The sequence below is a fragment of the Cupriavidus sp. GW822-FHT02D05 genome (assembly GCF_058802485.1).
Genome location: NZ_JBXAOE010000014.1, coordinates 198043 through 221437, shown reverse-complemented (window position 1 = coordinate 221437; position 23395 = coordinate 198043). Strand labels below are relative to the sequence as shown.

The 23395-nt window shown below is 67.2% G+C and carries 21 protein-coding genes; 10 read left to right on the top strand and 11 right to left on the bottom strand.

Annotated features, from left to right (window positions below; genetic code table 11):
- Nucleotides 1-129 precede the first annotated feature (129 nt).
- On the bottom strand, nt 130-1134 hold the full coding sequence (locus AC1RQK_RS20285) for a tripartite tricarboxylate transporter substrate binding protein (protein WP_492373177.1): 1005 nt from the start codon (nt 1132-1134) through the stop codon (nt 130-132).
- Between the two features lie 226 nt (nt 1135-1360).
- Between AC1RQK_RS20285 and AC1RQK_RS20280 the strand changes: the two genes are divergently transcribed.
- From AC1RQK_RS20280 to metC, 5 genes are read left to right on the top strand one after another with little or no spacing between them, the layout of a single operon-like run.
- Nucleotides 1361-2209 (top strand): transporter substrate-binding domain-containing protein, encoded by an 849-nt coding sequence (locus AC1RQK_RS20280; RefSeq protein ID WP_492810749.1) that lies wholly within the window; start codon nt 1361-1363, stop codon nt 2207-2209.
- The gene (locus tag AC1RQK_RS20275) at nt 2209-2955 is read left to right on the top strand and encodes an amino acid ABC transporter permease (RefSeq protein WP_492373175.1); all 747 of its coding nucleotides are present in this window, start codon (nt 2209-2211) and stop codon (nt 2953-2955) included. The genes AC1RQK_RS20280 and AC1RQK_RS20275 overlap by 1 nt, the downstream gene beginning before the upstream one ends.
- The gene (locus AC1RQK_RS20270) at nt 2942-3745 is read left to right on the top strand and encodes an amino acid ABC transporter permease (RefSeq protein ID WP_492810747.1); all 804 of its coding nucleotides are present in this window, start codon (nt 2942-2944) and stop codon (nt 3743-3745) included. Before AC1RQK_RS20275 ends, AC1RQK_RS20270 begins: the two co-directional genes overlap by 14 nt.
- Nucleotides 3732-4589 carry an amino acid ABC transporter ATP-binding protein gene (locus AC1RQK_RS20265; protein ID WP_492810745.1) on the top strand — a complete coding sequence of 286 codons (858 nt, stop codon included), beginning with the start codon at nt 3732-3734 and terminating at the stop codon, nt 4587-4589. Before AC1RQK_RS20270 ends, AC1RQK_RS20265 begins: the two co-directional genes overlap by 14 nt.
- A gap of 34 nt (nt 4590-4623) precedes the next feature.
- Entirely contained in the window at nt 4624-5832 is a 1209-nt protein-coding gene (gene metC, locus AC1RQK_RS20260; protein WP_492373173.1) for a cystathionine beta-lyase, read from the top strand.
- 205 nt (nt 5833-6037) lie between these two features.
- Here the strand turns inward: metC and AC1RQK_RS20255 are convergent, their stop codons facing one another.
- Nucleotides 6038-7456: an NCS2 family permease gene (locus AC1RQK_RS20255; protein WP_492810742.1), complete on the bottom strand. Its 1419-nt coding sequence runs from the start codon at nt 7454-7456 to the stop codon at nt 6038-6040.
- Between the two features lie 524 nt (nt 7457-7980).
- On the opposite strand from AC1RQK_RS20255, the gene AC1RQK_RS20250 reads away from it, so the two are divergent.
- Nucleotides 7981-8694, top strand: coding sequence for a hypothetical protein (locus tag AC1RQK_RS20250; RefSeq protein ID WP_492810740.1), 714 nt, complete (start codon nt 7981-7983; stop codon nt 8692-8694).
- Here AC1RQK_RS20250 and AC1RQK_RS20245 read toward each other — a convergent pair.
- From AC1RQK_RS20245 to AC1RQK_RS20230, 4 genes are all read right to left on the bottom strand, one after another.
- Complete coding sequence (locus tag AC1RQK_RS20245; protein ID WP_492810738.1) at nt 8685-9782, bottom strand: tetratricopeptide repeat protein; 1098 nt, start codon at nt 9780-9782, stop codon at nt 8685-8687. The genes AC1RQK_RS20250 and AC1RQK_RS20245 overlap by 10 nt on opposite strands.
- A gap of 120 nt (nt 9783-9902) precedes the next feature.
- Complete coding sequence (locus AC1RQK_RS20240; RefSeq protein WP_492373171.1) at nt 9903-11078, bottom strand: CaiB/BaiF CoA transferase family protein; 1176 nt, start codon at nt 11076-11078, stop codon at nt 9903-9905.
- A gap of 62 nt (nt 11079-11140) precedes the next feature.
- On the bottom strand, nt 11141-12118 hold the full coding sequence (locus AC1RQK_RS20235; protein WP_492810735.1) for a Bug family tripartite tricarboxylate transporter substrate binding protein: 978 nt from the start codon (nt 12116-12118) through the stop codon (nt 11141-11143).
- Between the two features lie 61 nt (nt 12119-12179).
- Complete coding sequence (locus AC1RQK_RS20230) at nt 12180-12944, bottom strand: enoyl-CoA hydratase/isomerase family protein (protein ID WP_492810733.1); 765 nt, start codon at nt 12942-12944, stop codon at nt 12180-12182.
- 73 nt (nt 12945-13017) lie between these two features.
- Between AC1RQK_RS20230 and AC1RQK_RS20225 the strand changes: the two genes are divergently transcribed.
- The 4 genes from AC1RQK_RS20225 to AC1RQK_RS20210 all read left to right on the top strand — a co-directional run bounded on the left by AC1RQK_RS20225 (nt 13018) and on the right by AC1RQK_RS20210 (nt 15896).
- Entirely contained in the window at nt 13018-13701 is a 684-nt protein-coding gene (locus AC1RQK_RS20225) for a GntR family transcriptional regulator (RefSeq protein ID WP_492810731.1), read from the top strand.
- 151 nt (nt 13702-13852) lie between these two features.
- A complete protein-coding gene (locus AC1RQK_RS20220) occupies nt 13853-14473 on the top strand; it encodes a flavin reductase family protein (RefSeq protein ID WP_492373167.1) in 621 nt (206 codons plus the stop codon).
- Between the two features lie 188 nt (nt 14474-14661).
- Nucleotides 14662-15141: a nuclear transport factor 2 family protein gene (locus tag AC1RQK_RS20215; RefSeq protein ID WP_174425015.1), complete on the top strand. Its 480-nt coding sequence runs from the start codon at nt 14662-14664 to the stop codon at nt 15139-15141.
- Between the two features lie 194 nt (nt 15142-15335).
- Nucleotides 15336-15896 carry a TetR/AcrR family transcriptional regulator gene (locus tag AC1RQK_RS20210; protein ID WP_492810728.1) on the top strand — a complete coding sequence of 187 codons (561 nt, stop codon included), beginning with the start codon at nt 15336-15338 and terminating at the stop codon, nt 15894-15896.
- Nucleotides 15897-15929: 33 nt separating this feature from the next.
- On the opposite strand, the gene AC1RQK_RS20205 is transcribed toward AC1RQK_RS20210, so the two are convergent.
- The 5 genes from AC1RQK_RS20205 to AC1RQK_RS20185 form a co-directional block, all read right to left on the bottom strand.
- Nucleotides 15930-16499, bottom strand: coding sequence for a hypothetical protein (locus tag AC1RQK_RS20205; protein WP_492810768.1), 570 nt, complete (start codon nt 16497-16499; stop codon nt 15930-15932).
- Nucleotides 16500-16702: 203 nt separating this feature from the next.
- Entirely contained in the window at nt 16703-17020 is a 318-nt protein-coding gene (locus tag AC1RQK_RS20200) for a DUF4148 domain-containing protein (RefSeq protein WP_492810726.1), read from the bottom strand.
- Between the two features lie 201 nt (nt 17021-17221).
- Nucleotides 17222-18700 carry an efflux transporter outer membrane subunit gene (locus AC1RQK_RS20195; protein ID WP_492810724.1) on the bottom strand — a complete coding sequence of 493 codons (1479 nt, stop codon included), beginning with the start codon at nt 18698-18700 and terminating at the stop codon, nt 17222-17224.
- 7 nt (nt 18701-18707) lie between these two features.
- Complete coding sequence (locus AC1RQK_RS20190; RefSeq protein ID WP_492810722.1) at nt 18708-19970, bottom strand: efflux RND transporter periplasmic adaptor subunit; 1263 nt, start codon at nt 19968-19970, stop codon at nt 18708-18710.
- The gene (locus tag AC1RQK_RS20185; protein WP_492810720.1) at nt 19967-23212 is read right to left on the bottom strand and encodes an efflux RND transporter permease subunit; all 3246 of its coding nucleotides are present in this window, start codon (nt 23210-23212) and stop codon (nt 19967-19969) included. The genes AC1RQK_RS20190 and AC1RQK_RS20185 overlap by 4 nt, the downstream gene beginning before the upstream one ends.
- Nucleotides 23213-23395: the final 183 nt, after the last annotated feature.

The following is a 23395-nucleotide window of genomic DNA, read 5'->3' as shown; positions in this document are numbered from 1 at the left end:
GCGCCTTCTTTGCCTACTTTCTTGGCAAGACAAGAAAGTAGGTCGCCGCCCCGCAGGGGTGGTGAAACTGCAGTTGCCTTTGCCGTTGACTTACTTCAACGACACAACGACACAACGACACAACGACACTTACCGCAACGACATCCCCGAAGCCAAAATCACCGAAGCATACCTAGGCAAATCCCGAGCCAACGTAGCATCCAGCTCCTGCGCCGAAGACCCCACCACAACATACCCCGCATCCTCCAGCTGTCCCCGCGTAGCCGGCACATCAAGCACAGCCGCAACATCGCGGCTAATGCGATCCACCACATCAGCAGGCGTAGCCGCAGGCGCAAGCAGCCCCTGCCAGCTTTCCACCGCGAAACCCGCAGCACCTGCCTCCGCCATGGTCGGCACCTGTGGCAGCGCCTTCGAGCGATAGGGCGTGGTCACCGCCAGCGCAGTCAGCCGGCCGGAGCGCACGTAATCGGTCACCGCCGCGAGCGTGATCAGTGTTGCGTCGATATGCCCGCCAAGCAGGTCCACCGTGGCGGGCGCGCCCCCGGCGTAGGGAATGTAGTTGACCTTGATGCCGGTCTGGCGCGATAGCATTTCATGGGCCACGTGGGCAATGCCGCCATTGCCCGGCAGGCCAAGCGTGACCTCGCCGGGCTTCTTGCGTGCCAGCGCGATGTAGTCCTGCAGGTTGCGCACGCCAAGATCTGGCCTGGCGACCAGGATCTGCGGATTCACCACCGCCTTGCTGACACCGCGAAACGCGCGGCTCGCATCGTACGGCAGCGTCTTGAACAGCGAGGCGTTCAGCGTCACGCCTTCGCCACCCAGCAGCAAGGTGTAGCCGTCTGGCTTGGCCCGCGCCACCTGCGCGGCACCCAGGGTGCCGCTGGCGCCCACCACGTTTTCCACCACCACGGGCTGGTCCCATTTCTCGCTGAGCTTGAGCGCCAGCGTACGCGCGAGCTTGTCGGCGCTGCCGCCGGGCGCCACCGGCACCACGATGCGCACGGGACGCGCGGGGAAGGCCTGCGGGGCCTGCGTGGCATAGCTGTGAAAGGGTACGCCAGCGATGGCCGCCGCCGCAGCGGCGACGGGCAGGCAGAGAAGGGAGCGGAACAGGGTGCGACGTTGCATGACGGTAATGCCTGAGGCGAATCGAGCGCAAAGCTTAGAAAGCGTGGCCCCTGCGGCCAACGAATCTTTCCGCGCATGGATATGCGGCCGCGCTGTGCTGCCACGGGAAACGGAATGCGCATAACGATTGGCTCTTTTATTCGTTCCGTGCCCGGCGGCGCTTGCGTACAGTTTGTCGGCTGCATTGCACTAACCACGACTTAGCCAACAAGAACTCGAACACACCATGACCCGCACTCTTTCGCTGCGCTCCCCGCGTCCTCTCGCCTTCGCTGCCGCCTTGCTGGCCGGCACTTTCTTTGCCGGCGCCGCGCAGGCCGACGCCACGCTCGACAAGATCCGCCAGCGCGGCAAGATCGTGGTCGGCATCATGCTGTCCGGCAGCGCTTTCGGCTCGATCGATCCCGCCACGCAAAAGCCCGTCGGCTTCAATGCGGACCTCGCGCAGGACCTGGCCAGGCAGCTCAATGTGGAGCTGGAAACGGTGCAGGTGCAGCCGTCCAATCGCGTGCAGTTCCTGCAGCAGGGCAAAGTCGACGTGCTGATCGCGGCGATGGAATACAACGCCGAGCGCGGTGAGCAGCTGGGCCACGTGCCTACGCCTTACTACCGTGTGGGCGGTGCGGTGATCGTGCCCAAGCAAAGCGATATCCGCCGCTGGGAAGACTTGAAGGGCAAGACGGTGTGCATCTCGCAGGGCAGCAGCTATACGCGCCCGGTGCAGGTGGAATACGGCGCCATCCCGAAGGGCTTCAAGGGCTCGGCGGAATCGCTGCTGGCGCTGCGCGGTGACAACTGCGCCGGCGCCGTGCACGACAACACGCTGCTGCAGCCTCTGGTGCGGGGCAACCCGGAATGGCAGAACTACCGCATCGTGCTGCCTGAACTTAATCCCGCGCCGACCGTGATCTGGACCCGCAAGGGCGAGCAGGACACCATTTCTGCGGTGGACCGCATCGTGCAGAACTGGCATCGCAGCGGCTGGCTGGTTGCCACCGAAAAGAAGGCCGGCATTCTGCCGCCGTCGCCGGCGCTGACCGAGCTGCATGACAAGTTCAAGGGCGCCCGTTCCTGATGGAAGCAGCGATTGCCTGGTGGATCGATGCGGCGCACCGCATCGGCCTGAACTACGCGTTCCTCGCCGATGCCTATGACCGCGCCTCCTTCGTGCATGGCGCCTGGGTAACCATCCAGCTGGTACTTTGCACCCTTGCCGGCAGCCTGGTCGCCGGAGTGGGAATGGCGGCGGCGCTGACCTCGCGCAACGCGCTGCTGGCCGGTGCCACGCGCGCGTTTGTGGAAATCACCCGCAACACGCCAACCCTGGTACAGCTCTACTGCGCCTTCCTGGTTCTCAACATGCTGATCACCCATGCCTTGCAGGACGCGCAGCGGACCAATCCGCTTACGCCGTTCCTGTGGGTGGTGGTGGTGCTGTCGCTGCACAAGGGCGTGTTTCATGCCGAAGCCTTGCGCGCTGGCATCGAGGCGGTGCCCAAGGTCACGCTGGAGGCGGCGGCGTCGCTCGGCTTTGATCGCCGTACTTTGCTCTGGCGCGTGCAGTTGCCGCTGGCGGTGCGCTTTGCCCTGCCTGCCCTGGTCAACAATTCCGTGGAGCTGGTCAAGGCCACGGCGGTGGCGTCCGCGATTGCGGTGGGCGATATCACCTACGCCTCCATCATGATCTGGACCCAGCGCGACAACGTGCTGGAACTGATGGTGCTGTTGCTGTTGTTCTTCGGCCTGCTGACCTGGGTGGTCAGCCAGGCGGGCAACTGGCTGGAACTTCGACTAAGGATGCCCGGCTATGGCGAGCGCTGATTCCACTTTTCTCTCCGCGCCCGCAACGTCGCGCGCCGGTCGTTATGCGGGGCTGCTGTGGCTCCTGCCGCTGGTGGCGGTGGCGCTCGCGGCGACCCGCCATCCGGACCTGGCCCGCGCGCTGGCCAGCGCCTGGCAATGGTCGCCGGCGCTGGTGCGCGGCTTCCTGGTCAATATCGGCGTGAGCCTGCTGGCGATCCTGCTGGGCACAGCCGGCGGGCTGCTGGTCGGCGCCTTGCGCTTGTCGCCGGTGGCGCTGCTGTCGCGCCCGGCGCATCTATACGTGCAGGTGTTCCGCAATGCGCCCTGGCTGGTGCTGATCTACTTCTCCACCTACGTCTTCCCGTTCGAGGTGAATATCGGCAGCCATATCGTGCCGTTCCCCGACTGGTTCAAGGTGGTGGTGGGGCTGGCGCTGCCGGCCAGCGCCAATGTGGCCGAGGTGCTGCGCGGCGCGGTGCAGTCGATCCCGCTCACGCAGTGGGAGGCGGCCAGCTCAATGGCGTTCTCGCGCTGGCAGATCCTGCGGCTGATCATCGTTGCGCAATGCGTGCGCCGCATGCTGCCGCCGTGGATGAACCTGTACGCCACGCTCACCATGGGCACCGCGCTGGCCTCGCTGGTGGGCGTGCACGATCTGCTCGATACCGCGCAGATCGCCAGCAATACCGTCAACCAGACCGCCTTTACCGTGCTGATCTATTTCACCGTGCTGGCGATGTTCTTTGCCTGGTGCTACCCGATTTCGCGCTTCACCCGTTTCCTGGAACAAAAATATGCTGTTGCCTGAACATAACGGCGGACCCGTGTTGTCCGTGGTCCCCGAGGCTGCCGCGCCGTTGGTTGCGCTCAAGGACGTGCACCTTGCCTTTGGCGGCAACCCGGTGCTCAAGGGCATCGACCTGGAAGTGCGGCGCGGGCAGGCGGTGTCCATCATCGGCCCGTCCGGCTCGGGCAAGTCCACCATCCTGCGGTGCCTTACCGGCCTGCTGGAGCCGCAGCAGGGCACGGTGACGGTCGGCGGCGTTGCAGTGCGCGAGTTGCGCAGCGAGGCCGAGCGCATTGCGCTGCGTAAGCGTGTGGGCTTTGTCTTCCAGCAGTACAACCTGTTTCCGCACCTGACCGTGCTGCAGAACCTCACCATCGCGCCGTTGTGCGTGCTGGGGCGCGGCCGCGCCCAGGCGGAGGCCACGGCCATCGCGTTGCTGCGCAAGGTGCGCCTGGCCGACAAGGCCGGCGCGTATCCGGGCGAACTCTCCGGCGGCCAGCAGCAGCGCGTCGCGATTGCCCGCGCGCTGGCCATGGAGCCCGAGCTGATCCTGTTCGACGAGGTGACCTCCGCGCTGGACCCGGAGACGGTGGGCGAGGTGCTGACCGTGATCGGCGACCTGGTCGAGGAGGGGCTGACCTGCCTGCTGGTGACACATGAGATGCGCTTTGCCGAAGAAATCAGCGACGAGGTCTACTTCACCGAAGGCGGGCGCATTGTCGAGCATGGCCCGGCCAGCCGCATTTTCAGCGCGCCGCGCAGCGAGCGCACGCGCGCCTTTCTCAACCGCTCGCTCGGCGCGGCCCCGCGTGCGCAGGCCGATCCCTTCGTCTTCTCCTTCGACAAGCTGCGCTTCGCTGTCTGAGCGCGGCGCAAGCCACCATCCCAATCCAGGAACCATGAGCCATCATCGCGATACCCAACTGATCCACGCCGGCACGCCGCCCTTTGTCCAGGGCCACGGCCCGGTCAATGTGCCGGTGGTGCGCACCAGCACCGTGCGCTTCGAGAACTCGGACGCCTATGACGATATCCGGGCCCGCCATGCGCGCGGCGAGCGTGTCAGCTCCTATGGCCGGCAGGGCATGGATACGCACCGCGCGCTGGAAGACGCGATTGCCGCGCTCGAAGGCGGCAACCGCACCTTCCTGGCGCCCTCGGGGCTGGCTGCGATCTCGCTGACGTTCCTCGCGCTGCTGTCGCCGGGTGACCATGCGCTGGTGGTGGACAGCGTCTACGCGCCGGTACGCAGGCTGGAGCAAACGCTGCTGCGCCGCCTGGGCATCGAGGTCAGCTACTTCTCTCCCAGCCAGGACGATCTGGACGCGCTGATCCGCCCCAACACGCGGCTGCTCTACCTGGAGTCGCCCAGCTCTCTGCTCTACGAGGTGCTGGACCTGCCGCGCCTTGCGCAGATCGCGCACCGCCATGGCGTGGTGGTGGCCACCGACAATACGTGGGCTTCCGGCCATGTGCTGCAGCCGCTGGCGCTCGGCGTGGATGTATCGATCCTGGCATCGACCAAGTACATCAGCGGCCATTCCGACCTGATGCAGGGCGCGGTGGTGGTCAAGGACGAGGGGCTGGCGCGCCGCATTGCCGATGCCTACGATGGCTTCGGCCTGGCCATCAGCGCGGACGATGCCTACCTGGCGCTGCGCGGCATCCGCACGCTGGCCGTGCGGCTGGCCCAGCACCAGCGCAATGCCTTGGCGGTGGCACAGTTCCTGCAAGCGCATGAGGCGGTAGGGCGGGTGTTCTATCCGGCCTTGCCCTCGGACCCCGGACACGCGCTGTGGCTGCGGGATTTCTCGGGCGCCAACGGGCTGGTCTCGTTCGCGCTGCCCACCGCCGATGTGGCGGCGGCGCGCAAGCTGGTGGATTCGCTGAGCCTGTTCGGGCTGGGGGCTTCGTGGGGCGGCTATGAAAGCCTGGTGCAGGTGGCAGCGCCGGAGCGCCTGGCGGAACACTCGTACTGGCGTGGCGCCGAGCCGGTGATCCGCCTGCATATCGGCCTGGAAGCGCCGGAGGATCTGATCGCCGACCTGGCGCAGGGACTGGCAGCGACGGTGCAGGCATCCGTGCCGCAACGGCGCGCGGCGGCCTGAGTCTGCGCGATTTGCGGCCATTCGCGAGAGGGCGAGGCCGCTAAAAAAAGAAGCGGGACGGGAATTCGCCCGCTTCGCAAAAAAGCCAGTGTCATCGTTGCGCTGGCTTTCAGTACCCGCTTGCGTGGCAACACCGCATGGCCCGTCGGACCGCGCGGTGTCGCCTCTCGATACCGGCCGCTGGCAGTGCCACGGCCGTCAAGGCTCAGATCGCCCAGCCGCCGCCGTAGAAAACGGCCAGCGCCAGCGCGATGCCCACGGTGCCCACATTCAGCTTGCGGTATTCACCGGCCACGATGCGGCCGATCACCAAGGTGCAGAAGCCCAGCATGATGCCCGTGACGATATTGCAGGTCAGCACGATAAAGACCGCGCAGACCAGGCCGGCCATGGCGTCGACCATATCGTCCATATGCAGCTTGCTGACGCTGCTGAGCATCAGCAGGCCCACATACATCAGGGCAGGTGCCGTCGCGTACGAAGGCACCAGCCCGGCCAGCGGCGAGAAGAAGATCACTGCCAGGAAGAGCAGGCCGACTACCACCGCGGCCAGGCCGGTCTTTGCGCCAGCGGCCACGCCAACGCTCGATTCGATGTAGGCCGCAGCGGGCGCGCCACCGAAGAAGGCCGAGAAGATCGAGCTGAGCGAGTCCGTGGTCAGGGCACGGCCGCCGTTGGGGATCTGGCCCTTCGCATCGAGCTGGCCGGCCTGGCCCGCGACGGCGCGGATGGTGCCGGTGGCGTCGAACACGGCCGTCATCACCAGTGCCAGCACGCTAGGCAGCACCGTCAGCGACAGCGCGCCCTTGATGTCCATCGCACCGATCAAGGAGGCATGGCCCGGCGCGCTCAGCGCGGGTAGCGCGAACACGCCAGTGAACTTGACGGCGGGATCAAAGGCCAGGCCCAGCGCGGAGATGGCGACGATCACCAGCAAGATGCCGCCCGGCACGCGGCGCCGTTCCAGCCCGAAGATGGCGGCCAGGCCGAGGATCGACATGACGACCGGGAAGGCGGTGATCTTGCCCAGTGTGACCGGCAGGCCCGCGCCAGGGTTCTTGATCACCAGCCCCACGTCGTTGGATGCGATCAGCAGCAGGAACAAGCCAATGCCGATGCCCGTGCCGTGCGCCACGCCGGCCGGCAGGTTGCGCAGGATCCAGGAGCGCACGCCGGTCACGGAAATGGCGGTGAAGACCACGCCCATCAGGAAGATCGCGCCAAGCGCAACGGCTGGGGAGAGCCCCTGCCCAAGCACCAGCCCGAAGGCGGTGAAAGCGGTCAGCGAGATCGCGCAGCCGATGGCGATGGGCAGCTTGGCCCACACGCCCATCAACAAGGAGCCGAACGCCGCGGTCAGGCAGGTTGCGACGAACACGGCGCTGCCATCGAAGCCGGCCTTGCCGAGCATGCCCGGCACGACGAACACAGAGTAGACCATGGCCATGAAGGTGGTGGCGCCGGCCAATGCCTCGCGGCGCCCGGTGCTGCCGCGCTCGCTGATCTGGAAGTAGCGGTCGAGGAAGCCCTTGGCTTCCATGGATGCGATGGCGTCGATGGCCTTGGCCTCGATCGCGTCGGTGCCGGGGGCGGTGGCACGGCCGGGGAACGGCTGTTCAAGCATGGCGGAGTGTCTCCTTTGTGGTGCGCTGGGGCGGCGGCTACGTCGCTCATACCCAGGCTGTCTCGCTTTTTCGTTGTCGTTGCCGAGGCCGTCATGCGGGCCGCTGCGCACAAGGTCTGTGTCGCATTCGGCACTGCATGCAGCCCGGTACGCCGCTGTCGGCCGCTTGCTCGCCACTCCGTGCTGGCGCTGCCGGTCCGACATGGCGCAAGACTAAGGGAGGGGCAGCATTCGTTCATAACGGCCGGAACATGGCTGACATTGGGAATTGAATATGAGTGGCCGGTTGCGCTGGCGGCTGGCGGGGCGTTCGGAAAAGCGCGGATTGTGGCTGGACGCGGGCAGGAAGGCAACTACCAATGCGGCGATTGTGCGAATGCCGCCCAAATTGTCATGACTGCCGGGACATTGGGTAAGGGGTGGGGTGGCGGGCGCGGCAACTAGACGTACTCGTCTCTTCGCCCCTACACTGCATGGCCGCTCCGGCACATCGAGCGCCTCCACCTAGCCAAGCCATGCACGCCATGCAAGTGACCTTCCGTTGCGATCCGCTGCTGCAGGACAACCTCCCGCGCCCGCAGCCTGCCCAGCAGGCGCTGCCGGACTGGGTGCGGGCGATGCGTCCCAAGGCGTTCTCGCCCCTGCACGGCAGGGACATCCGCACCATCAAGCAATGCCCGCCGTTCATCGATGCCATGACCCATGGCTTTGTGATTCTGCTGCCATGCGACGTGCGCGTGGAGCGGGGCGTGTTCTCGTGGGATTGGGACTTGCCTGAGCCGGGCATCGACGGCCATCCGCGCGCGCCGCTGAGCTTTCACGTGCCGGAGCAACTGGGCGGCACGCCACTGCACTCGGATGCCGTCGCCCTGAAATTCAACAGTTTCTGGACCATCGAGCTGCCGCCCGGGTGGTCGCTGCTGGCGATGCATCCGGCCAACCGCTGGGATCTGCCGTTCCGCACGCTGAGCGGCCTGGTCGATGCGGACCGTTTCCACGACGTGGGCATCAATTTCCCGGCGCTATGGACCGACGCGGAGTTCGACGGCGTCCTGCCCAAAGGCACGCCTGTCGCGCAGTGCTGCCCGGTGCCGCGTGCGGAGCTTGAGCTGTCTTTCGGCACGATCGACGCCGAGGGCGCCGGGCGCTACGAGAAGCTGGCGGCGGAGGTGCTGACCACGCCCGGCGTGTACCGCAAGCGCTTTCGCGCGCCGCGCGCGCGGGGCGGTCAGTCCTGAGGGCAGCCCGGGCTGCCGAGGCTGGCCAGCAAGGCACGCAAGGCGCCGAGGTCGGCCCATAGACGGCCGTGCGGTCCCGCGCACAGCGCCTGCGCGATGCGGCCGAAGGTCTCCGGCGCAACGCGGTAGGCGTGGGCATAGGCGGCCAGGGCCGCATCCGGCTGGCCGTCTGCCTGCAGCACGATGCCAAGGTTGACCGCCGCCGGCGCAGCGTCCGGCTGGCAGGCCAGGGCGCTGCGCAAGGCGGCCTGCGCGCCGCGCAGGTCACGCCGGTCTTGCCGCACCAGCCCAAGCTGGATCCAGCCGTCGTAGTCATGCGGATGCGCGCCGACGAGGGCTTCCAGCGTGGCTTGCGCGGCGCTCAGGTCGCCGAGTTCTTGCTGCGCGATGGCCAGGTTCAGGCGCGCCTCCCGGCTGCGCGGCTCCAGCGCGACGGCACTGGCAAAGGCGCTGGCGGCCTCGGCCTTGCGCCCGAGCGCATGCAGCACTTTGCCCCGCTGGAACTGCGCGCGCGCGATATTGCCGTCCAGCGCCAGGGCGCGGTCCAGCGCCGCCAGCGCGGCTTGCAGCTCGCCGCCTCTGCGCATCGCTTCCGCCAGTTCGATCCACGCCGGCGCAAAACCCGGTGCCCGCTGGATCAGCAGGCCCAGTTCCGCCACGGCGTCCGCCGCTCCGCTCTGCAACCTGGCGACGCAGGCGAGATAGCTCGGCTCCAGGGCATTGCCGCTGAGTGCGCAGGCGCGCAGCAGGGGCGGCAGCGCCTCTGCCGGCGCGCCATCGGCCAGCGCCGCCCGGCCGGCGATCAGCAGCGAGGGCAGGTGATCCGGCCGCAGCGAGAGTCCCTGCGCGATATGGCGCCGCGCCAGCGTGGCATCGCCACGCTGCAGGGCAATCTGCGCGCTCAACTGGCACACGGCGGGATGCGCCGGATAGCGGCCGATGAGCGCGGCCGCATAGCTGGCGGCGGCATCGATGTTGCCCTGGTTCAGATTCGTGATGGCCGCCGTCAGCCCGGCCTCCAGCTCAATGGCCAACTCAACTGCCAGCGCGGCTTCGGGCGCGCTCGGGTCCGTACTCGGCTTGGTCATGGCAAGCGGCGTGGTTGCGGTGGCGCCAGCTTAACCGGTCTGGCCGGCACGCGGCGTGCTTATGCCTGCTTCATTCGCCGCTATCCAGCGCTATCCAACGCCATCCAACGCCATTCAACGTCAGTCAATGTTGGCATGCTGGCCAAACTCCTCCAGCAGGCTTGCGCGATGCTCGTCCAGCCTGGGCGAGCGCCGGAAGCGGCTCGCGCCTGCCTGGCTGCCGATCTTGATCGGGTTGCCGGCCAGGGTGATCGGGCGGTCCTCGCCGATGCTGGCTTGCAGCAGCATGCCGCGCGCTTGCACATGTGGGTCCTGCACGATGTCGGCCACGCTTTGCAGCGGGCCGTGCGGCACGCCGGCGCCTTCCAGCGTGGCCGACCAGGTGGCGCTGTCCGCATCAGCCAGGCGCGCTTCCATGCAAGTCTTGAGTTCGGCGTGGTGCTGGTTGCGCGCCACCACGGTGGCAAAGCGCGGGTCGGCAGCTAGCTCCGGCAGGCCGAGCGCGGCGCAGAGTTTCTGGAACAGGGTGTCGTTGCCCGCTGCAATCACGATGAAGCCGTCAGCGGTCTTGAACATGTCGAACGGGGTGATGGAGGGATGGCGCGTGCCCAGCGGCGCGGGCACGGCGCCGGTGGCGGAGTGGCGCGCGATGGCGTTTTCCAGCAGCGCGACCTGGCAATCGAGCATGCCGATATCGACGCGTTCGCCAAGCCCTGTGCGGCTGCGCTTGAGCAGCGCGGACTGAATGCCAATGGCGGCATACAGTCCCGCGCCAAGGTCGCCGATGGACACGCCGACCCGCACCGGGTCGCCGCCGGTCTGGCCGGTCACACTCATCAGGCCGCCCATTGCCTGCACCACCATGTCGTAGGCGGGCCGGTCGCGGTAGGGGCCGGTCTGGCCGAAGCCCGAGATCGAGGCATAGACCAGGCGAGGGTTGGCGGCGTGCAAGGCTTCCCATGTAAAGCCGAGCTTTTCCATGACGCCGGCGCGGAAGTTTTCCACCAGCACATCGGCGCCGGCGATCATCGCCGCCAGGACTTCACGGTCGCGCGGGGATTTCAGGTCGAGCGCGATGGATTCCTTATTGCGGTTGACCGAGGCGAAGTACGCCGACTCGCCATCCACGAACGGGCCTACATGCCGGGAGTCGTCACCGCCTGCGGGGTTCTCAATCTTGATCACGCGCGCGCCGAGGTCGGCCAGCATCATGGTGCAGTAGGGACCAGCCAGCACACGGGTCAGGTCCACCACGGTAAAGCCCGCGAGCGGGAGGTTTGCGGCATTGCGAATCATGGAAATCCTTTTGGGCCGGGAGGCCCGGGGTGCATCGAACGAGTGCGGGAATGGCGTGCGGCTCAGTCGATCCTGGCGCCGCTGCTCAAAGTCAGGTCTGCCACGGTCTTGCCTTCGCGCTGCGCGAACTGCCGGAACTCCGCGGGCGATGCGGACGGCGAGACTTCCTCGCCGCGGCTGGCCAGCCTGGCCCGCAATTCCGGTTTGGCCAGTGCCTTGGCGGAAGCGGCGAAGAGTTTCTCGATCACGGCGGGCGGTGTTTGCGCCGGGGCAAACAGGCCGTACCAGTTGGTCACGTCGTAGCCTTTGACGCCGGCTTCGGCGATGGTCGGATAGTTCGGCAGCACGGATGAGCGCTTGGCGGAGGTGACGGCTATGCCGACCACCTTGCCGGTATCGATCATGGCCTGCACGGAAGCCGGCGTGGCAAAGGTGAACTGCGCATCGCCGGCGGCCACCGCCTGCGCGGACGGCGCGCCGCCCTTGTAGGGCACGTGGGTAAGCTGGACGTCGGCCAGCTTGGTGAACTGCACGCCGGCCAGGTGCGTGATCACGCCGTTGCCGGAGGACGAGTAATTGAGCGCGCCGGGGTGCTGGCGGGCTTTCGCCAGCAGGTTGGCCACGCTGGTGATGCCGGATTCCTTGTTGGCCGCCAGCAGCAGCGGCGAGACGGTCAGCCGCGTGATGGGCGCAAAGTCCGTGGGCTCGTAGCGGATGTTCTTGTAGAGCACCTTGTCGCCGCCCATCAGGCTGGCCGAGGCGATATACAGGGTGTAGCCATCGGCCGGCGCCTTGGCCACGGTCTCGGCGGCAATGGTGGTGCCCGCGCCAGGCTTGTTGTCGACGATAACCGGCTGCCCGAGTTCCTTGGAGAGCGCGTCGCCGTACAGCCGCGCCACGTTGTCGGCGCCGCCGCCAGCGGGAAAGCCGATCACCACGCGGATCGGCTTGATTGGGAAAGCGTCCGCCGCCAGCGCGGGGCCGGCCAGAGCGGATGTGGACGCTAGCAGGAACAGCAGGGTTGGGTGCCGCTTGATCATCGTTGTCTCCGGGTTTTGTTTTTTGCTTTCTGTGTTCTGTGTTCTGCTTTCCGCGGCGCGCCTACCTGCCGGTGAATACCGCGGCGCGTTTCTCGCGCCAGGCGGCTGCGCCCTCGCACAAATCCGCCGACGCCCCGGCCCGCGCGATCTCGCGTTCCAGCGCGGCCGTGTCCAGCGCGCCGCGCGCGATCTGGTTCAGTGCCTGCTTCATGCCCAGCAGGGCGATGGGCGCCATGCCGGCGAGCGTGGCGCTGAGCGCGTCGACGCGATGCGCCAGGGTGTCGGCCGCGACGATCTCGGTCAGGAAGCCCACCTTGAGCATTTCATCCGCATCGAGCCGGTCAGCCGTCAGGAAGAGGCGCTTGGCGGTGTCCACGCCCAGCCGGCTGACATAGCGCTCCAGCCCGCCCCGGTAGAAATGCAGGCCGAGCCTGGCCGCTGGCATGAACATGTCGCAGTGGGGCACGCCCACGCGGAAGTCGCAGGCCAGGCACAGATCCGTGGCGCCGCCATAGACGCCGCCGTTGACCGCCGCGATGGTGACCGGGCGAGCGGCTTCGATCAGGTCGATCATCTCGCCGAAGGCCGGCGCCCCCGCCTCGTCGGCGTTGGCCAGCGCGCCGATGTCGTAGCCGCTGCAGAAATACTTGCCGGTACCGGTGAAGCGCAGAACCAAAACACTCTCCATCGCATTGATGGAGTTGATATGCTCGCGAAGTACCAGCAAATCACGCGGACTAAGCCGATTCGCCACTTTGGGACGTTCAAAGGTGATGGTTGCAACGCTTCTGTCGATGCTGAGCCGGGGTTCGCCGTGTATTTGCATATAAGATTGATGTTTAGATATATTGAGGTCGATTCTAGATATGCCAAAGGAAGCATCAAATCGAGGTTTACCCGTGCAGTCACTCCAGGACCGGATCCGGGAGGCGATTGAGGAAGAGATTCACGCCGGCAAGCTCAAGCCCGGATCGCAGCTGGACGAGCGCGCGCTGGCCGAGCAATTCGACAGTTCGCGCACGCCGGTGCGGGAGGCATTGCTGATGCTGGCGGCGCAAGGCCTGGTGACGATCGTGCCGCGCGCGGGGATCTTCGTGCACAAGCCAACCGTGGCCGAACTGGTGGCAATGTTCGAGACGCTGGCTGAGATGGAGGGCGTGGTGGCCCGGCTGGCAACGCAGCGCATCAGCGAGGCGGGCAGGGCGGCGCTGTCGTCGGCGTTCGAGCATGGCCGGGCCTTTGTGGAGGCGGCCGATACGCCGGGCTATGTGGATGCCAACCGTGATTTCCACGAAGTGCTCTATCAGGCTACGGCCAACCCTTATCTGGCCGAGCAGATTCGCATGCTGCGGCGGCGGCTGGCGATCTACTGGCGCCATCGCGAACTCATCAACCCCGCTCGCGTGCCGAGTTCCTTCCAGGAGCATGGCGTGATCGTGGCGGCGGTACTGGCGGGCGATGCGGACGCAGCGGCTGACGCGATGCGCGCGCATCTTTCGGCGGGTGGCAAGGCCGTCGCCGATCTGGTGTTGCTGGCGCAGGACGCTTATGACGAGCCGGCCGCCACCGCGGGAGGGCGCTGAGCCAACCGCGCCGCGCCGAACGCGCTGGCGCGGCAACTGGTAGCATCGCAGACGGCTTGTCTGGCACCTGCGGGCGCCCGGCAACATCTGGTCAAGGAGGCGGCGGCGCTGCCTCCGCTTCTCAACGCTGTTTTCCCGAGTCTCCCGCTTCGTGTCCGCCGAACCCTATTTCTACGAGCCCGCCAACGGGCATGGCCTGCCGCATGATCCCTTCAACGCCATCGTCGGGCCGCGCCCGATCGGCTGGATTTCGTCGCGCGGTGGCGATGGGATCATCAACCTCGCGCCCTATAGCTTCTTCAACGCCTTCAACTACACGCCGCCCATCGTGGGTTTTTCCAGCATTGGCTACAAGGACAGCGTGCGCAATATCGAGCAGACCCGCGAGTTCTGCTGGAACCTGGCCACGCGGCCGCTGGCCGACGCCATGAACGCGAGCTGCGCGGCCGTGCCGCCGGAGGTCGACGAGTTCGAGCTGGCAGGGCTCACGCCGGTAGCGTCGCGCCTGGTCGCGGTGCCGCGGGTGGCGCAAAGCCCGGTCTCGTTCGAATGCAAGCTCACCCAGCTGATCCAGCTCGAAGGTTTCGACGGCAATAAGGTGCCGACCTGGCTGGTGTTGGGCGAGGTGGTTGGCGTGCACGTGGACAAGGCGCTGTTGAAGGACGGCATCTATGACACTGCCGCAGCCCGGCCGATCCTGCGCGGCGGCGGCCCGGCCGACTACTTCGAGATCGGGCCCGAGGCGCTGTTCCGCATGCGGCGCCCGCGCTGAGCACTTCCTCGGCGCTGATGGCGGATTCCAGGCCGGCTGATCGCCGGCTTTTTCACGCCTGCAGATTCGCCTTGACAGACAGACCTGTCTACCAAAATAATGTAGACAGGTCTGTATCATTTTGGGTTCGCCGAATAGGCTACAGGCCGCCTTTTTCAATTCACTGCTGTCGCAGCCAGGAGAAGTCGATGTCGTCCAACCCCGAAATCCGTCCGCCCGTGCCCCCGTTCACCCGTGAAACCGCCATCCAGAAAGTTCGCGGCGCCGAAGACGGCTGGAACAGCCGCGACCCTGAGCGTGTGGCCCTCGCCTACACCGTCGACAGCGCGTGGCGCAACCGCGCGGAGTTCGTAAACGGGCGCGAGGCCATCGTCGGCTTCCTGGCGCGAAAGTGGCAGAAGGAACTGGACTACCGCCTGATCAAGGAACTGTGGGCTTTCGACGGCAACCGCATCGCGGTACGGTTTGCGTACGAGTGGCATGACGATTCGGGCAACTGGTATCGCTCCTACGGCAACGAGAACTGGGAGTTCAACGAAGCTGGCCTGATGCAGCGGCGTTTTGCGTGCATCAACGATGCGCCGATCAAGGCGTCCGAGCGCAAATTCTTCTGGCCCCTGGGGCGCCGGCCGGACGACCACGCCAGCCTGAGCGATCTCGGCCTTTAAAGGCCATTTAAAAAAGCCAAAAAGACTCTGGCGTCGTTGCGCGGCCTTGGCCGATCCACTTGTACGGTCTGCGGCCGCGCGCCTGGCCAGAGCCGCTTCGCTTCATGTTGAAACAACCCCTTAGTCCGCATAGGCCGATCAGGGATAATCGCCTCACTTTCGTGCCACTTTTCGCAGCAAGGAACACTTCAGCCATGGCCACGCCTTCCGCCCGCGAGCGCATCCTGGATACCGCCGCCCGCCTGTTCTACCAGGACGGGCTGCGCGCGACCGGCATCGACAAGATCATTGCCGAGTCCGGCGTGGCCAAGATGTCCCTGTACCGGCATTTCGCCTCAAAGAACGAGTTGATCGCGGCCTTCCTCGACCGGCGCCACGAGAGCTGGATGCGCTGGTTCGAGCAGGACGTGGAAGCGCGCTTTGCCGCCAGCCCCGGCCTGGAGGTCATCGCGCACGCGCTGGCCGACTGGTTTTCCGACGAGGATTTTCGCGGTTGCGCGTTTATCAATGCGGTGGCGGAGGCGGGCGCCTCCGGCGAGGGCACTCAGGTGGCGCAATCCGTGGCGCACAAGGCGGAACTGGCGGCCTTTATCGGTTCGCTGGCCAGGCGCCTTGGCCTGCCGGAGCCCGATGCCATTGCCGAAGAGGCGATGCTCTGCGTGGAGGGCATGATCGTGCGGTACCAGATGACGGCCGATCCGGGCGTGGTCGACGCAGGACGGCGGTTGCTGCGCCGGTTGCAGCAAGTGCGTTGAAGGCGGGGCGTAAAGCCCATTTCGGGGCGGCAGTTACAGCGGCGCGGGCTGTGTCTGGGGTGCCTGCGCTGGCTGCGTTGACTGCGCTGGCGCGGCGGGCTTCTTGTCGTTCGTGCCGCTGTAGGCGAAATACTTGGCCTTGGCGCCCTTGGCCCAATACGCCAGGGTGAACTGCTTGCTGTCGCGCGCGTAGAGCATCTCGAGGCTGCCGTTGGCTGCTTCCCACTCGGCGTAGCCGTTCTCGGCACTGGGCTCGGTCTTGCGTTTGGACTCGTAGCGGGCGTCGAGCTTCTTGCTGACGTCATCCAGCGCGGACCGATCGAACGTCAGTGTGACGAGCGCCACCGTGTCGCCCGCGTCGCAGTTCACGATCGCGCGGGTCAGGCCCGGCAGATTGAAACGGTCAAGGTGTTTGAGCTCCACCGTGTCCCCGCCGGCCCACGGCGTGGTGCCTGTCTTGACGCGATTCGGGCCGGGTGTCATCCGCGCGCACTTGGTTTTGCCAAGCTCAAGGCCGAGGGGGGCCGCATCCTTGCCGGGCGGTTGTGCGTGGGCGGCGATCGACGCGAACAGGAGGGCGGCGAGGAGGGGGCGCTTCTTCATCATGGTTTTGGCGAGATTCGAGATCTCGAAACGAACATGAGCGCGATTTTAAGGCCTGCCGCCGCGAGGACATGCACTTTCGCGTTTCGCCCCAGTGTGTTGAGCAAGATTTGACGCCGCCGTTTGTGTTTCGCATGGCGCATAGCGCGTTCCGGGCGCGCGATTCGCGGCCGGAACGCGTAGCGTGCAGCGGCGTTGACGCGTCATGCGCCGTAGTAGAAGGCGCTGCGCACGGCGTCGATCCGCGGTTGCAGGCTGGCCTGAGCCTGCGGTGGCATGCTTGCCGCGTCCCCCTTGGCTGCGGCGGCATCTTGCGCGGCCACCTTGGCTTCGGCCGCTTGAATGTCCTGGGGATAGGTCGCGTCGTCGCCGTGGCCCGGCTGGTAGCCGGCTTGCTCCAGCCGGATCAGGTCGGCGCGGACTTCGGCACGGGTGAGTGGCGCCTGCTCGCTTTGGGCGAAGGACAGAGCCGGCGCTGCCAGGGCGCAGGACAGCAAGACTGTGCGAACGATTGCTTTCATGGTGCGTTACCTCTTTCAGTTGGAAGGGCCCGGTGTGGCTGGGGCCGCTGCGCTTTCATCGAGATGATGAAAGGCTGTGACCAGTATTGGTTTGGCACGGTGACCTCGGCCTTACCATCTCATTACAATCCCGTCATGCACCGCTGATGCTGCCAATGCCGCTATGCCGCTATGCCGCTATGCCGCTATGCCGCTATGCCGCTATGGCGCCACGGCAGTCCGTTGCCAGCCGCCGCCCAGTGCCTTGACCAGCATCACACTCGCGATCAACTGGCGTCGGTGCACCAGCTCGGCAGCCCGTTCGCTGGCAAGCGCGGTGCTCTCCAGCACGCTGACATCCAGGTAGGCCACCGCGCCCTTGCGGTAGCGGTCCAGCCCCAGCGCCAGAGCGCGCTCGGACGCTTCGGTGGCGGCTTGCTGGCTGGTGGCCTCTTCCTGCAGCGCATGCAGCGCGGCAAAGTTGTCTTCTACCTCCTGGAAGCCGCGCAGCACGCTTGCGCGATAGTCGGCGGCACTGGCGTCGAACTGGGCGCGCGCGCTGTCGGCCACCGCCTGGCGGCGGCCACCGTCGAACAGCGTGGCGGCCAGTGCGGGGCCGATCGCCCAGAAGCGGCTCGGCGCGGTCAGCCAGCTGGCCAGGCTGGTGCTCTCCAGCCCGCCACCGACGGCGAGCAGCAGGCTCGGGAAAAACGCGGCGCGGGCTACGCCGATCTGCGCATTGGCGGCTGCCACGCGGCGTTCGGCGGCGGCAATGTCGGGGCGGCGCTCCAGGAGCTGCGAGGGCAAGGCGGCCGGCATGGCCGGCAGGGTGGGCAGCACGGCAGTATCGGCCAGTGGCGGCAGCGAGAAGCGCGCTACGGGCTCGCCCAGGAGCGTGGCGATGGCATGCTCCAGCTGCGTGCGGTTCAGGCGCAGGTCGGCTAGCTGCGCCTTGGTGCTTTCGAGCTGCGCCTTGGCTTGCGCCACATCGCCTTCGGTGGCGATGCCGCCACGGTAGCGGTTGTCGGCCAGTTGCAGGACCGTGCCGTAGGCGTCGACGGTGCGCCTGAGCAGATCGATCTCCCGGTCGGCCGAACGCAGGCCGAAGTAGTCGGCGGCCAGTTCGGCCTGCAGGCCGAGGCGCACCGCCGCCACGTCGTCCGCACTGGCCTGGGCGCGCGCCTCGGCGGCATCCACGCCATTGCCGATGCGTCCCCACAGGTCGGGTTCCCAGGAGGCGGTGAGCCCTAGCAGGTGGTCGGGCTCGGTCTTGCCGGCCAGCGAGCGGCCAACCACATTGGCCGAGGTATGGCTGCTGCTGGTGCTCAGCCCGGCGTTGATGGTGGGAAAGTAAGCCGCATGCGCGGCCCGGGCCTGGGCACGGGCGTCTTCCAGCAGGGCCACGGCCTTGCGCAGCGTCTGGCTGGAAACGTCGATGCGGGCTTCGAGCGCGTTGAGCGGCGCGTCGGCATACACGTGCCACCAGTCCGGCGCGATGCCCGCCGGGCCGCCCGGATGCGCCGCGCTGGCGCCGGCTTCCTTGTACGCGGCGGGCGTGTCGACAGTGGGTGGCTGGTAGGCCGGCGCGGTGGCGCAGCCTGTGAGCAGCGCTGCCAGCGCCAACGAGGCGAGCGACGCCGCCAGGCGGCGTGGCCGGGCTGCAGGCACGCGGGTTTGATGAGAACGCTTGGGAGTTTGCATGGCGGGCCTACTTAGCCTGGCTGGCCGTGGTTGCCGGCTGGATGGCCGGCGTATTGGGCGTATCGGGCGCATCCGCCGCCACCCGGACCCGATCGCCCGCCAGCAGGCCGTCTCCGGGGTTGACCACCACCTGTTCGCCGCCCTGCAAGCCCTCCGTGATCTCCACATGCGAGCCAAAGTCTCGGCCCAGCGTCACCAGCCGGATCGCCAGCATGCCGTTCGCGCCCACCACAGCCACGCAGGTGCCTTGCGGGCGGAACATCAACGTGTTGGCCGGCAGGGTCAGGCCGGCCCTTGCTTGCGGCGCGCTCAGGTGGACCTCGGCATAGGCGCCGGGCAGGATCCGTCCACCCGCGTTGTCCACGTCCAGCTCCACGCGCAGGCTGCGCGTGACGTTGTCGATGGCGCCGGCATTGCGCGCCACGGCAGCGGCAAAGTGCTGGCCGGGGAACTGCGGCAGTGTGAGCCACGCCTGCATCTGCGGGCCGACCATGCCGCTTGCATCCTGCGGCACCTGCACATACACACGCAGCCGCGTGCCGGCGGAGAGATGGAACAATTCCCGGCCGGGTCCGCCGGCGCTGCCGGCATCGATCAGCGCGCCGGTGTCCACGTTGCGCGCGGTCACCACGCCGTCAAAGGGCGCGCGGATCTGCGTGTATGAGGCGAGTTGCGCCAGCCGTGCCGTGTTGGAGCGGGCGGAGGCCAGCGTGGCGGCCTTGGCCTGCATGTCGGCCACCTTCTGGTCGGTGTCCTGCTGCGCCACCGAGCGGGATTTGAGCAGGTCTTGCCAGCGCTCGGCGGTGCTTTTGGCCAGCGCGTAGTTGGCCGCGGCGATGGCTTCGTCGGCGTGCGCTTGCCGCAGCTGGTCGCTGACCTCGGGCGCGTCGATCTCTGCCAGCAACTGGCCTTGCTTGACCGGGGTGCCGATGTCGGCGTACCAACGGCGCAGGTAGCCGTTGACGCGCGCATAGACCGGTGCGTCCTGGAAGGCGCGCACGTCGCCCGGCAAGGTCAGTTCCTGCAGCGCTGGCGCGCTGGCAGGCCGCACCGTCGAGACGGTGGTGGCCAGGGCTTCGGCGGTGCGCGCGGCCAGCGTGGCATGGGCATGCAGCCTGGGGAGGATGCCGGTGGCCAGCGCGCCGCCAAGCACTGCCAATACCAGCAAGCCCAGCAAGCTGGCTCGCAGGCGGCGCGTGCGCGCGGGTGCCATGCCTGGGGCGGCGGCGACGTCGCTGGATGGGGACATGGGGGGAGCAGGGAGAGTCATGCCGGGCCTTTCTGGTCGAGACCGAGAGCGGGATGCAAATCAGGGACAGGGATGGGGGCCGGCGCACGAGCGGCAAGCCACCGGTGCAGCAGCGCGAACAGGGTGGGCACCAGCACCAGCGTGGCGACGGTGCCGCAGGCTAGCCCGCCGATCACGGCGCGGCCGAGCGGGGCGTTCTGCGCGCCGGCATCGCCCGCGCCAAGCGCCATCGGGATCATGCCGATCAGCATGGCCAGCGCGGTCATCACCACCGGACGGAAGCGCCCGATGCCGGCCTGCAGCGCCGCCTCGAGGGGCGCCACGCCCGCCGCGCGCAGTTCGCGCGCCAGGCTGACCACCAGGATGCTGTTGGCGGTGGCGATGCCGATGCACATGATGGCGCCGGTCAGTGCCGGCACGCTGATGGTGGTGCGCGTGACAAACAGCATCCACGCCATGCCCGCCAGCGCGCCTGGCAGGCCGCCGATGATGGCCAGCGGATCAAGCCAGGACTGGAAGTTCACCACCATCAGCAGATACACCAGCACCACCGCAATCGCCAGGCCGCCAAGCAGCCCGGCGAAAGAGGCGTGCATGGTCTGCACCTGCCCACGCACCACCAGCTCGGAGCCGGGCGGCAGCGTCTTGCGCGCGGCATCGACGATGCGGCCGATGTCGCCCGCCACCGCGCCAAGATCGCGCCCGCGCACCGAGCCGAAGATGTCGATCACCGGCTGCACGTTGTAGTGTGACACCACGCCTTGCTGGCTGGACCGCACCACGTTGCCGAGCGACCCGAGCAGGTCGCCGCCGCTGGCGGAGCCTGGCGAGGCGGCGCCAAGTCCCATCGGAATGTTGGACAGCGACTGCAGCGAGCCCATGGCGGACTGCGGCACCGACACCATCAGCGGATAGCTCACGCCGTTGCGCGGATTGAGCCAGAAGTTGGGTGAGGTCTGGCCGCTGCCGGAGAGTGAGATCAGCAGGTTCTGCGCCACCTCGCGTTGCGACAGCCCGGCCTGCAGCGCGCGGGTGCGGTCCACATTCACCGTCAGCGCGGGCTGGTCGTCCGGTTGCTGGATATGCACATCGGCCAGCCCCGGCACCGCGCGCAACTGGCCAACCAGTTTCTGCGCCACCGCGCGATTGGCTGCCAGCTGATTGCCCACCACCTGGATATCGATTGGCGCCGGCAGCCCGAAATTCAGGATCTGGCTGACGATGTCGGCCGGCAGGAAGGAGAAGCTCACGCCCGGGAATGCCTTGGGCAGCAGGGCGCCCAGCTGGTCGACATAGCCCGCCGTGGCGCCATGGCCCGGCTTCAGCGACACCAGGATCTCGGCGTCGGCGGTGCCGATCGGCAGCGCGGAGTCATAGGTCAGGTTGATGCCGCTGACAGGCAGGCCGATGTTGTCGATGATGCCGGCCACCTGGTCCGGGCCGATGGCCGCGCGGATGCGGTTCTCCACCGCATCGGCGATGCGCGCCGTTTCCTCGATGCGGGTCCCCGTGCGCGCGCGCATGTGCAGGCGGATCTCGCCACTGTCCACGCTGGGGAAGAAGTCCTGCCCCAGGAAGGGCACCAGCGCCATCGAGGCGGCACAGCAGGCCAGGAAGGCGGCGGCCAGCCGCCTGGGGTGGCGCAGTGCTGCAGCGAGGGTCGCGGCGTAGCGCGTGCGCACGCCTTCGAACCCGTGTTCAAAGCGCGCCTGCAGCCGCGCGCAGGCGCGACGCAGGCGGCCGGTTCCGTGCGTCTGCGCCGCGTCGTTGTGCTCGTCGTTGCGTTCGCCACGCAGCAGGTAATGCGCCAGCGTGGGAATCAGCGTGCGCGAGAAGAAGTAGGACGCCGCCATGGCGAACACCACGGCCTCGGCCATCGGCACGAACAGGTAGCGCGCCACGCCGGTGAGCAGGAACATCGGCAGGAACACGATGCAGATCGACAGCGTGGATACCAGCGTGGGCACGGCGATCTGCGCCGAGCCTTCCAGGATCGCATGCTCCAGCGGCTTGCCCAGCTCGCGGTGGTGGGTGATGTTCTCGATGGCCACGGTGGCGTCGTCCACCAGCACGCCCACCGCCAGCGCCAGCCCGCCCAGCGTCATGATATTGAGCGTCTCGCCGAGCGCGCTGAGCGCCATCAGCGCGGCCAGCACCGAGAGCGGGATCGAGATCGCGATGATCAGCGTGGCGCGCCAGCTGCCCAGGAACAGCAAGATCATCGCGGCGGTCAGGCAGGCGGCGATCAGCGCTTCGTGCAACACGCCGTGGATGGCGGAGGTAACAAAGACCGACTGGTCCGACACCGGCTGCACCCGCAGCGAAGACGGCAGCCCGGCCATGATGCGCGGCAGCATGGCCTTGACCTGGGCGATGATGGACAGCGTGGAGGTGTTGCCGCTCTTCTCGATCTCCAGCAGCGCGGCGCGCTTGCCGTCGCGGCGCACCACGTTGGTCTGCGGCGCGTAGCCGTCGCGCACCTGGGCCACGTCGCGCACATAGACCGTGCCGCCGGGGCCGCTCTTGACCGGCAGGTTGTTGAGGCCGGCCACAGTGGCGGTGCTGCCGTTCAGGTCGACCCGGTATTCGAGCGCGCCGATCTTGGCGGTGCCACCGGGCAGCACCAGGTTTTGCGCATTGATGGCGTTGACCACGTCCAGTGGCGCCAGGCCGCGTGCCTGCAGCGCGCGCGTATCGAGATCCACCATCACCTGGCGCACCTTGCCGCCGTAAGGCAGCGGCACCGACGCGCCCTGCACGGTAGCTAGCTGCGTGCGGATGAAATTATTGCCCAGGTCGTAAAGCTGCTGCTCCGGCAGTTGGTCGCTGGCCAGCGCCAGCCGTAGGATCGGCACGGTGGAGGCACTGTAGCTCAGGATCAGCGGCGGCGTGGTGCCCGGCGGCATGTTGCGCAGCATCGATTGCGCGCCCGACGAGGTCTCGGCAATCGCGCGGTTGATGTCGGCGCCGGGGTGGAAGAAGATCTTGATCACCGCCACGCCGGCGAGCGATTGCGACTCGATATGCTCGATATCGTCCACGCTGTTGGTCAGCGAGCGCTCGTAGCCGGTGACGATGCGCCGCGCCATATCCTCGGCGGACAGGCCGTTGTAGGTCCACACCACGCTGACCACCGGGATGTCGATGGCCGGAAAAATGTCGGTAGGCGTGCGCAGCAGCACCAGCGGGGCAGCAAGCAGCAAGCACAACGCCAGCACCACAAAGGTGTAGGGGCGGCTCAGCGCGAGCCTGACAATCCACATGGTGTGCACTCCGGGATGAGGGGTGGGGGCCGCGACGACCGCTTTGTTGCGGCGTCAGCGGTGTGCGATGGCCGCATTCTAGGAAGCCAGGGGAGCCGGTAATGCTGTCGAATCGATTACAGATTTGTCATTCAGGAGCGCCACGCCAACGGCTATCATCCGAGCATGCAAGGCGCCCGAAGC

Coding starts and splice junctions, on each gene's coding strand:
- AC1RQK_RS20285 (WP_492373177.1), bottom strand. CDS start 1,134: ATGCAACGTCGCACCCTGTTCCGCTCCCTTCTCTGCCTGCCCGTCGCC.
- AC1RQK_RS20280 (WP_492810749.1), top strand. CDS start 1,361: ATGACCCGCACTCTTTCGCTGCGCTCCCCGCGTCCTCTCGCCTTCGCT.
- AC1RQK_RS20275 (WP_492373175.1), top strand. CDS start 2,209: ATGGAAGCAGCGATTGCCTGGTGGATCGATGCGGCGCACCGCATCGGC.
- AC1RQK_RS20270 (WP_492810747.1), top strand. CDS start 2,942: ATGGCGAGCGCTGATTCCACTTTTCTCTCCGCGCCCGCAACGTCGCGC.
- AC1RQK_RS20265 (WP_492810745.1), top strand. CDS start 3,732: ATGCTGTTGCCTGAACATAACGGCGGACCCGTGTTGTCCGTGGTCCCC.
- metC (WP_492373173.1), top strand. CDS start 4,624: ATGAGCCATCATCGCGATACCCAACTGATCCACGCCGGCACGCCGCCC.
- AC1RQK_RS20255 (WP_492810742.1), bottom strand. CDS start 7,456: ATGCTTGAACAGCCGTTCCCCGGCCGTGCCACCGCCCCCGGCACCGAC.
- AC1RQK_RS20250 (WP_492810740.1), top strand. CDS start 7,981: ATGCAAGTGACCTTCCGTTGCGATCCGCTGCTGCAGGACAACCTCCCG.
- AC1RQK_RS20245 (WP_492810738.1), bottom strand. CDS start 9,782: ATGACCAAGCCGAGTACGGACCCGAGCGCGCCCGAAGCCGCGCTGGCA.
- AC1RQK_RS20240 (WP_492373171.1), bottom strand. CDS start 11,078: ATGATTCGCAATGCCGCAAACCTCCCGCTCGCGGGCTTTACCGTGGTG.
- AC1RQK_RS20235 (WP_492810735.1), bottom strand. CDS start 12,118: ATGATCAAGCGGCACCCAACCCTGCTGTTCCTGCTAGCGTCCACATCC.
- AC1RQK_RS20230 (WP_492810733.1), bottom strand. CDS start 12,944: ATGCAAATACACGGCGAACCCCGGCTCAGCATCGACAGAAGCGTTGCA.
- AC1RQK_RS20215 (WP_174425015.1), top strand. CDS start 14,662: ATGTCGTCCAACCCCGAAATCCGTCCGCCCGTGCCCCCGTTCACCCGT.
- AC1RQK_RS20210 (WP_492810728.1), top strand. CDS start 15,336: ATGGCCACGCCTTCCGCCCGCGAGCGCATCCTGGATACCGCCGCCCGC.
- AC1RQK_RS20205 (WP_492810768.1), bottom strand. CDS start 16,499: ATGAAGAAGCGCCCCCTCCTCGCCGCCCTCCTGTTCGCGTCGATCGCC.
- AC1RQK_RS20200 (WP_492810726.1), bottom strand. CDS start 17,020: ATGAAAGCAATCGTTCGCACAGTCTTGCTGTCCTGCGCCCTGGCAGCG.
- AC1RQK_RS20195 (WP_492810724.1), bottom strand. CDS start 18,700: ATGCAAACTCCCAAGCGTTCTCATCAAACCCGCGTGCCTGCAGCCCGG.
- AC1RQK_RS20190 (WP_492810722.1), bottom strand. CDS start 19,970: ATGACTCTCCCTGCTCCCCCCATGTCCCCATCCAGCGACGTCGCCGCC.
- AC1RQK_RS20185 (WP_492810720.1), bottom strand. CDS start 23,212: ATGTGGATTGTCAGGCTCGCGCTGAGCCGCCCCTACACCTTTGTGGTG.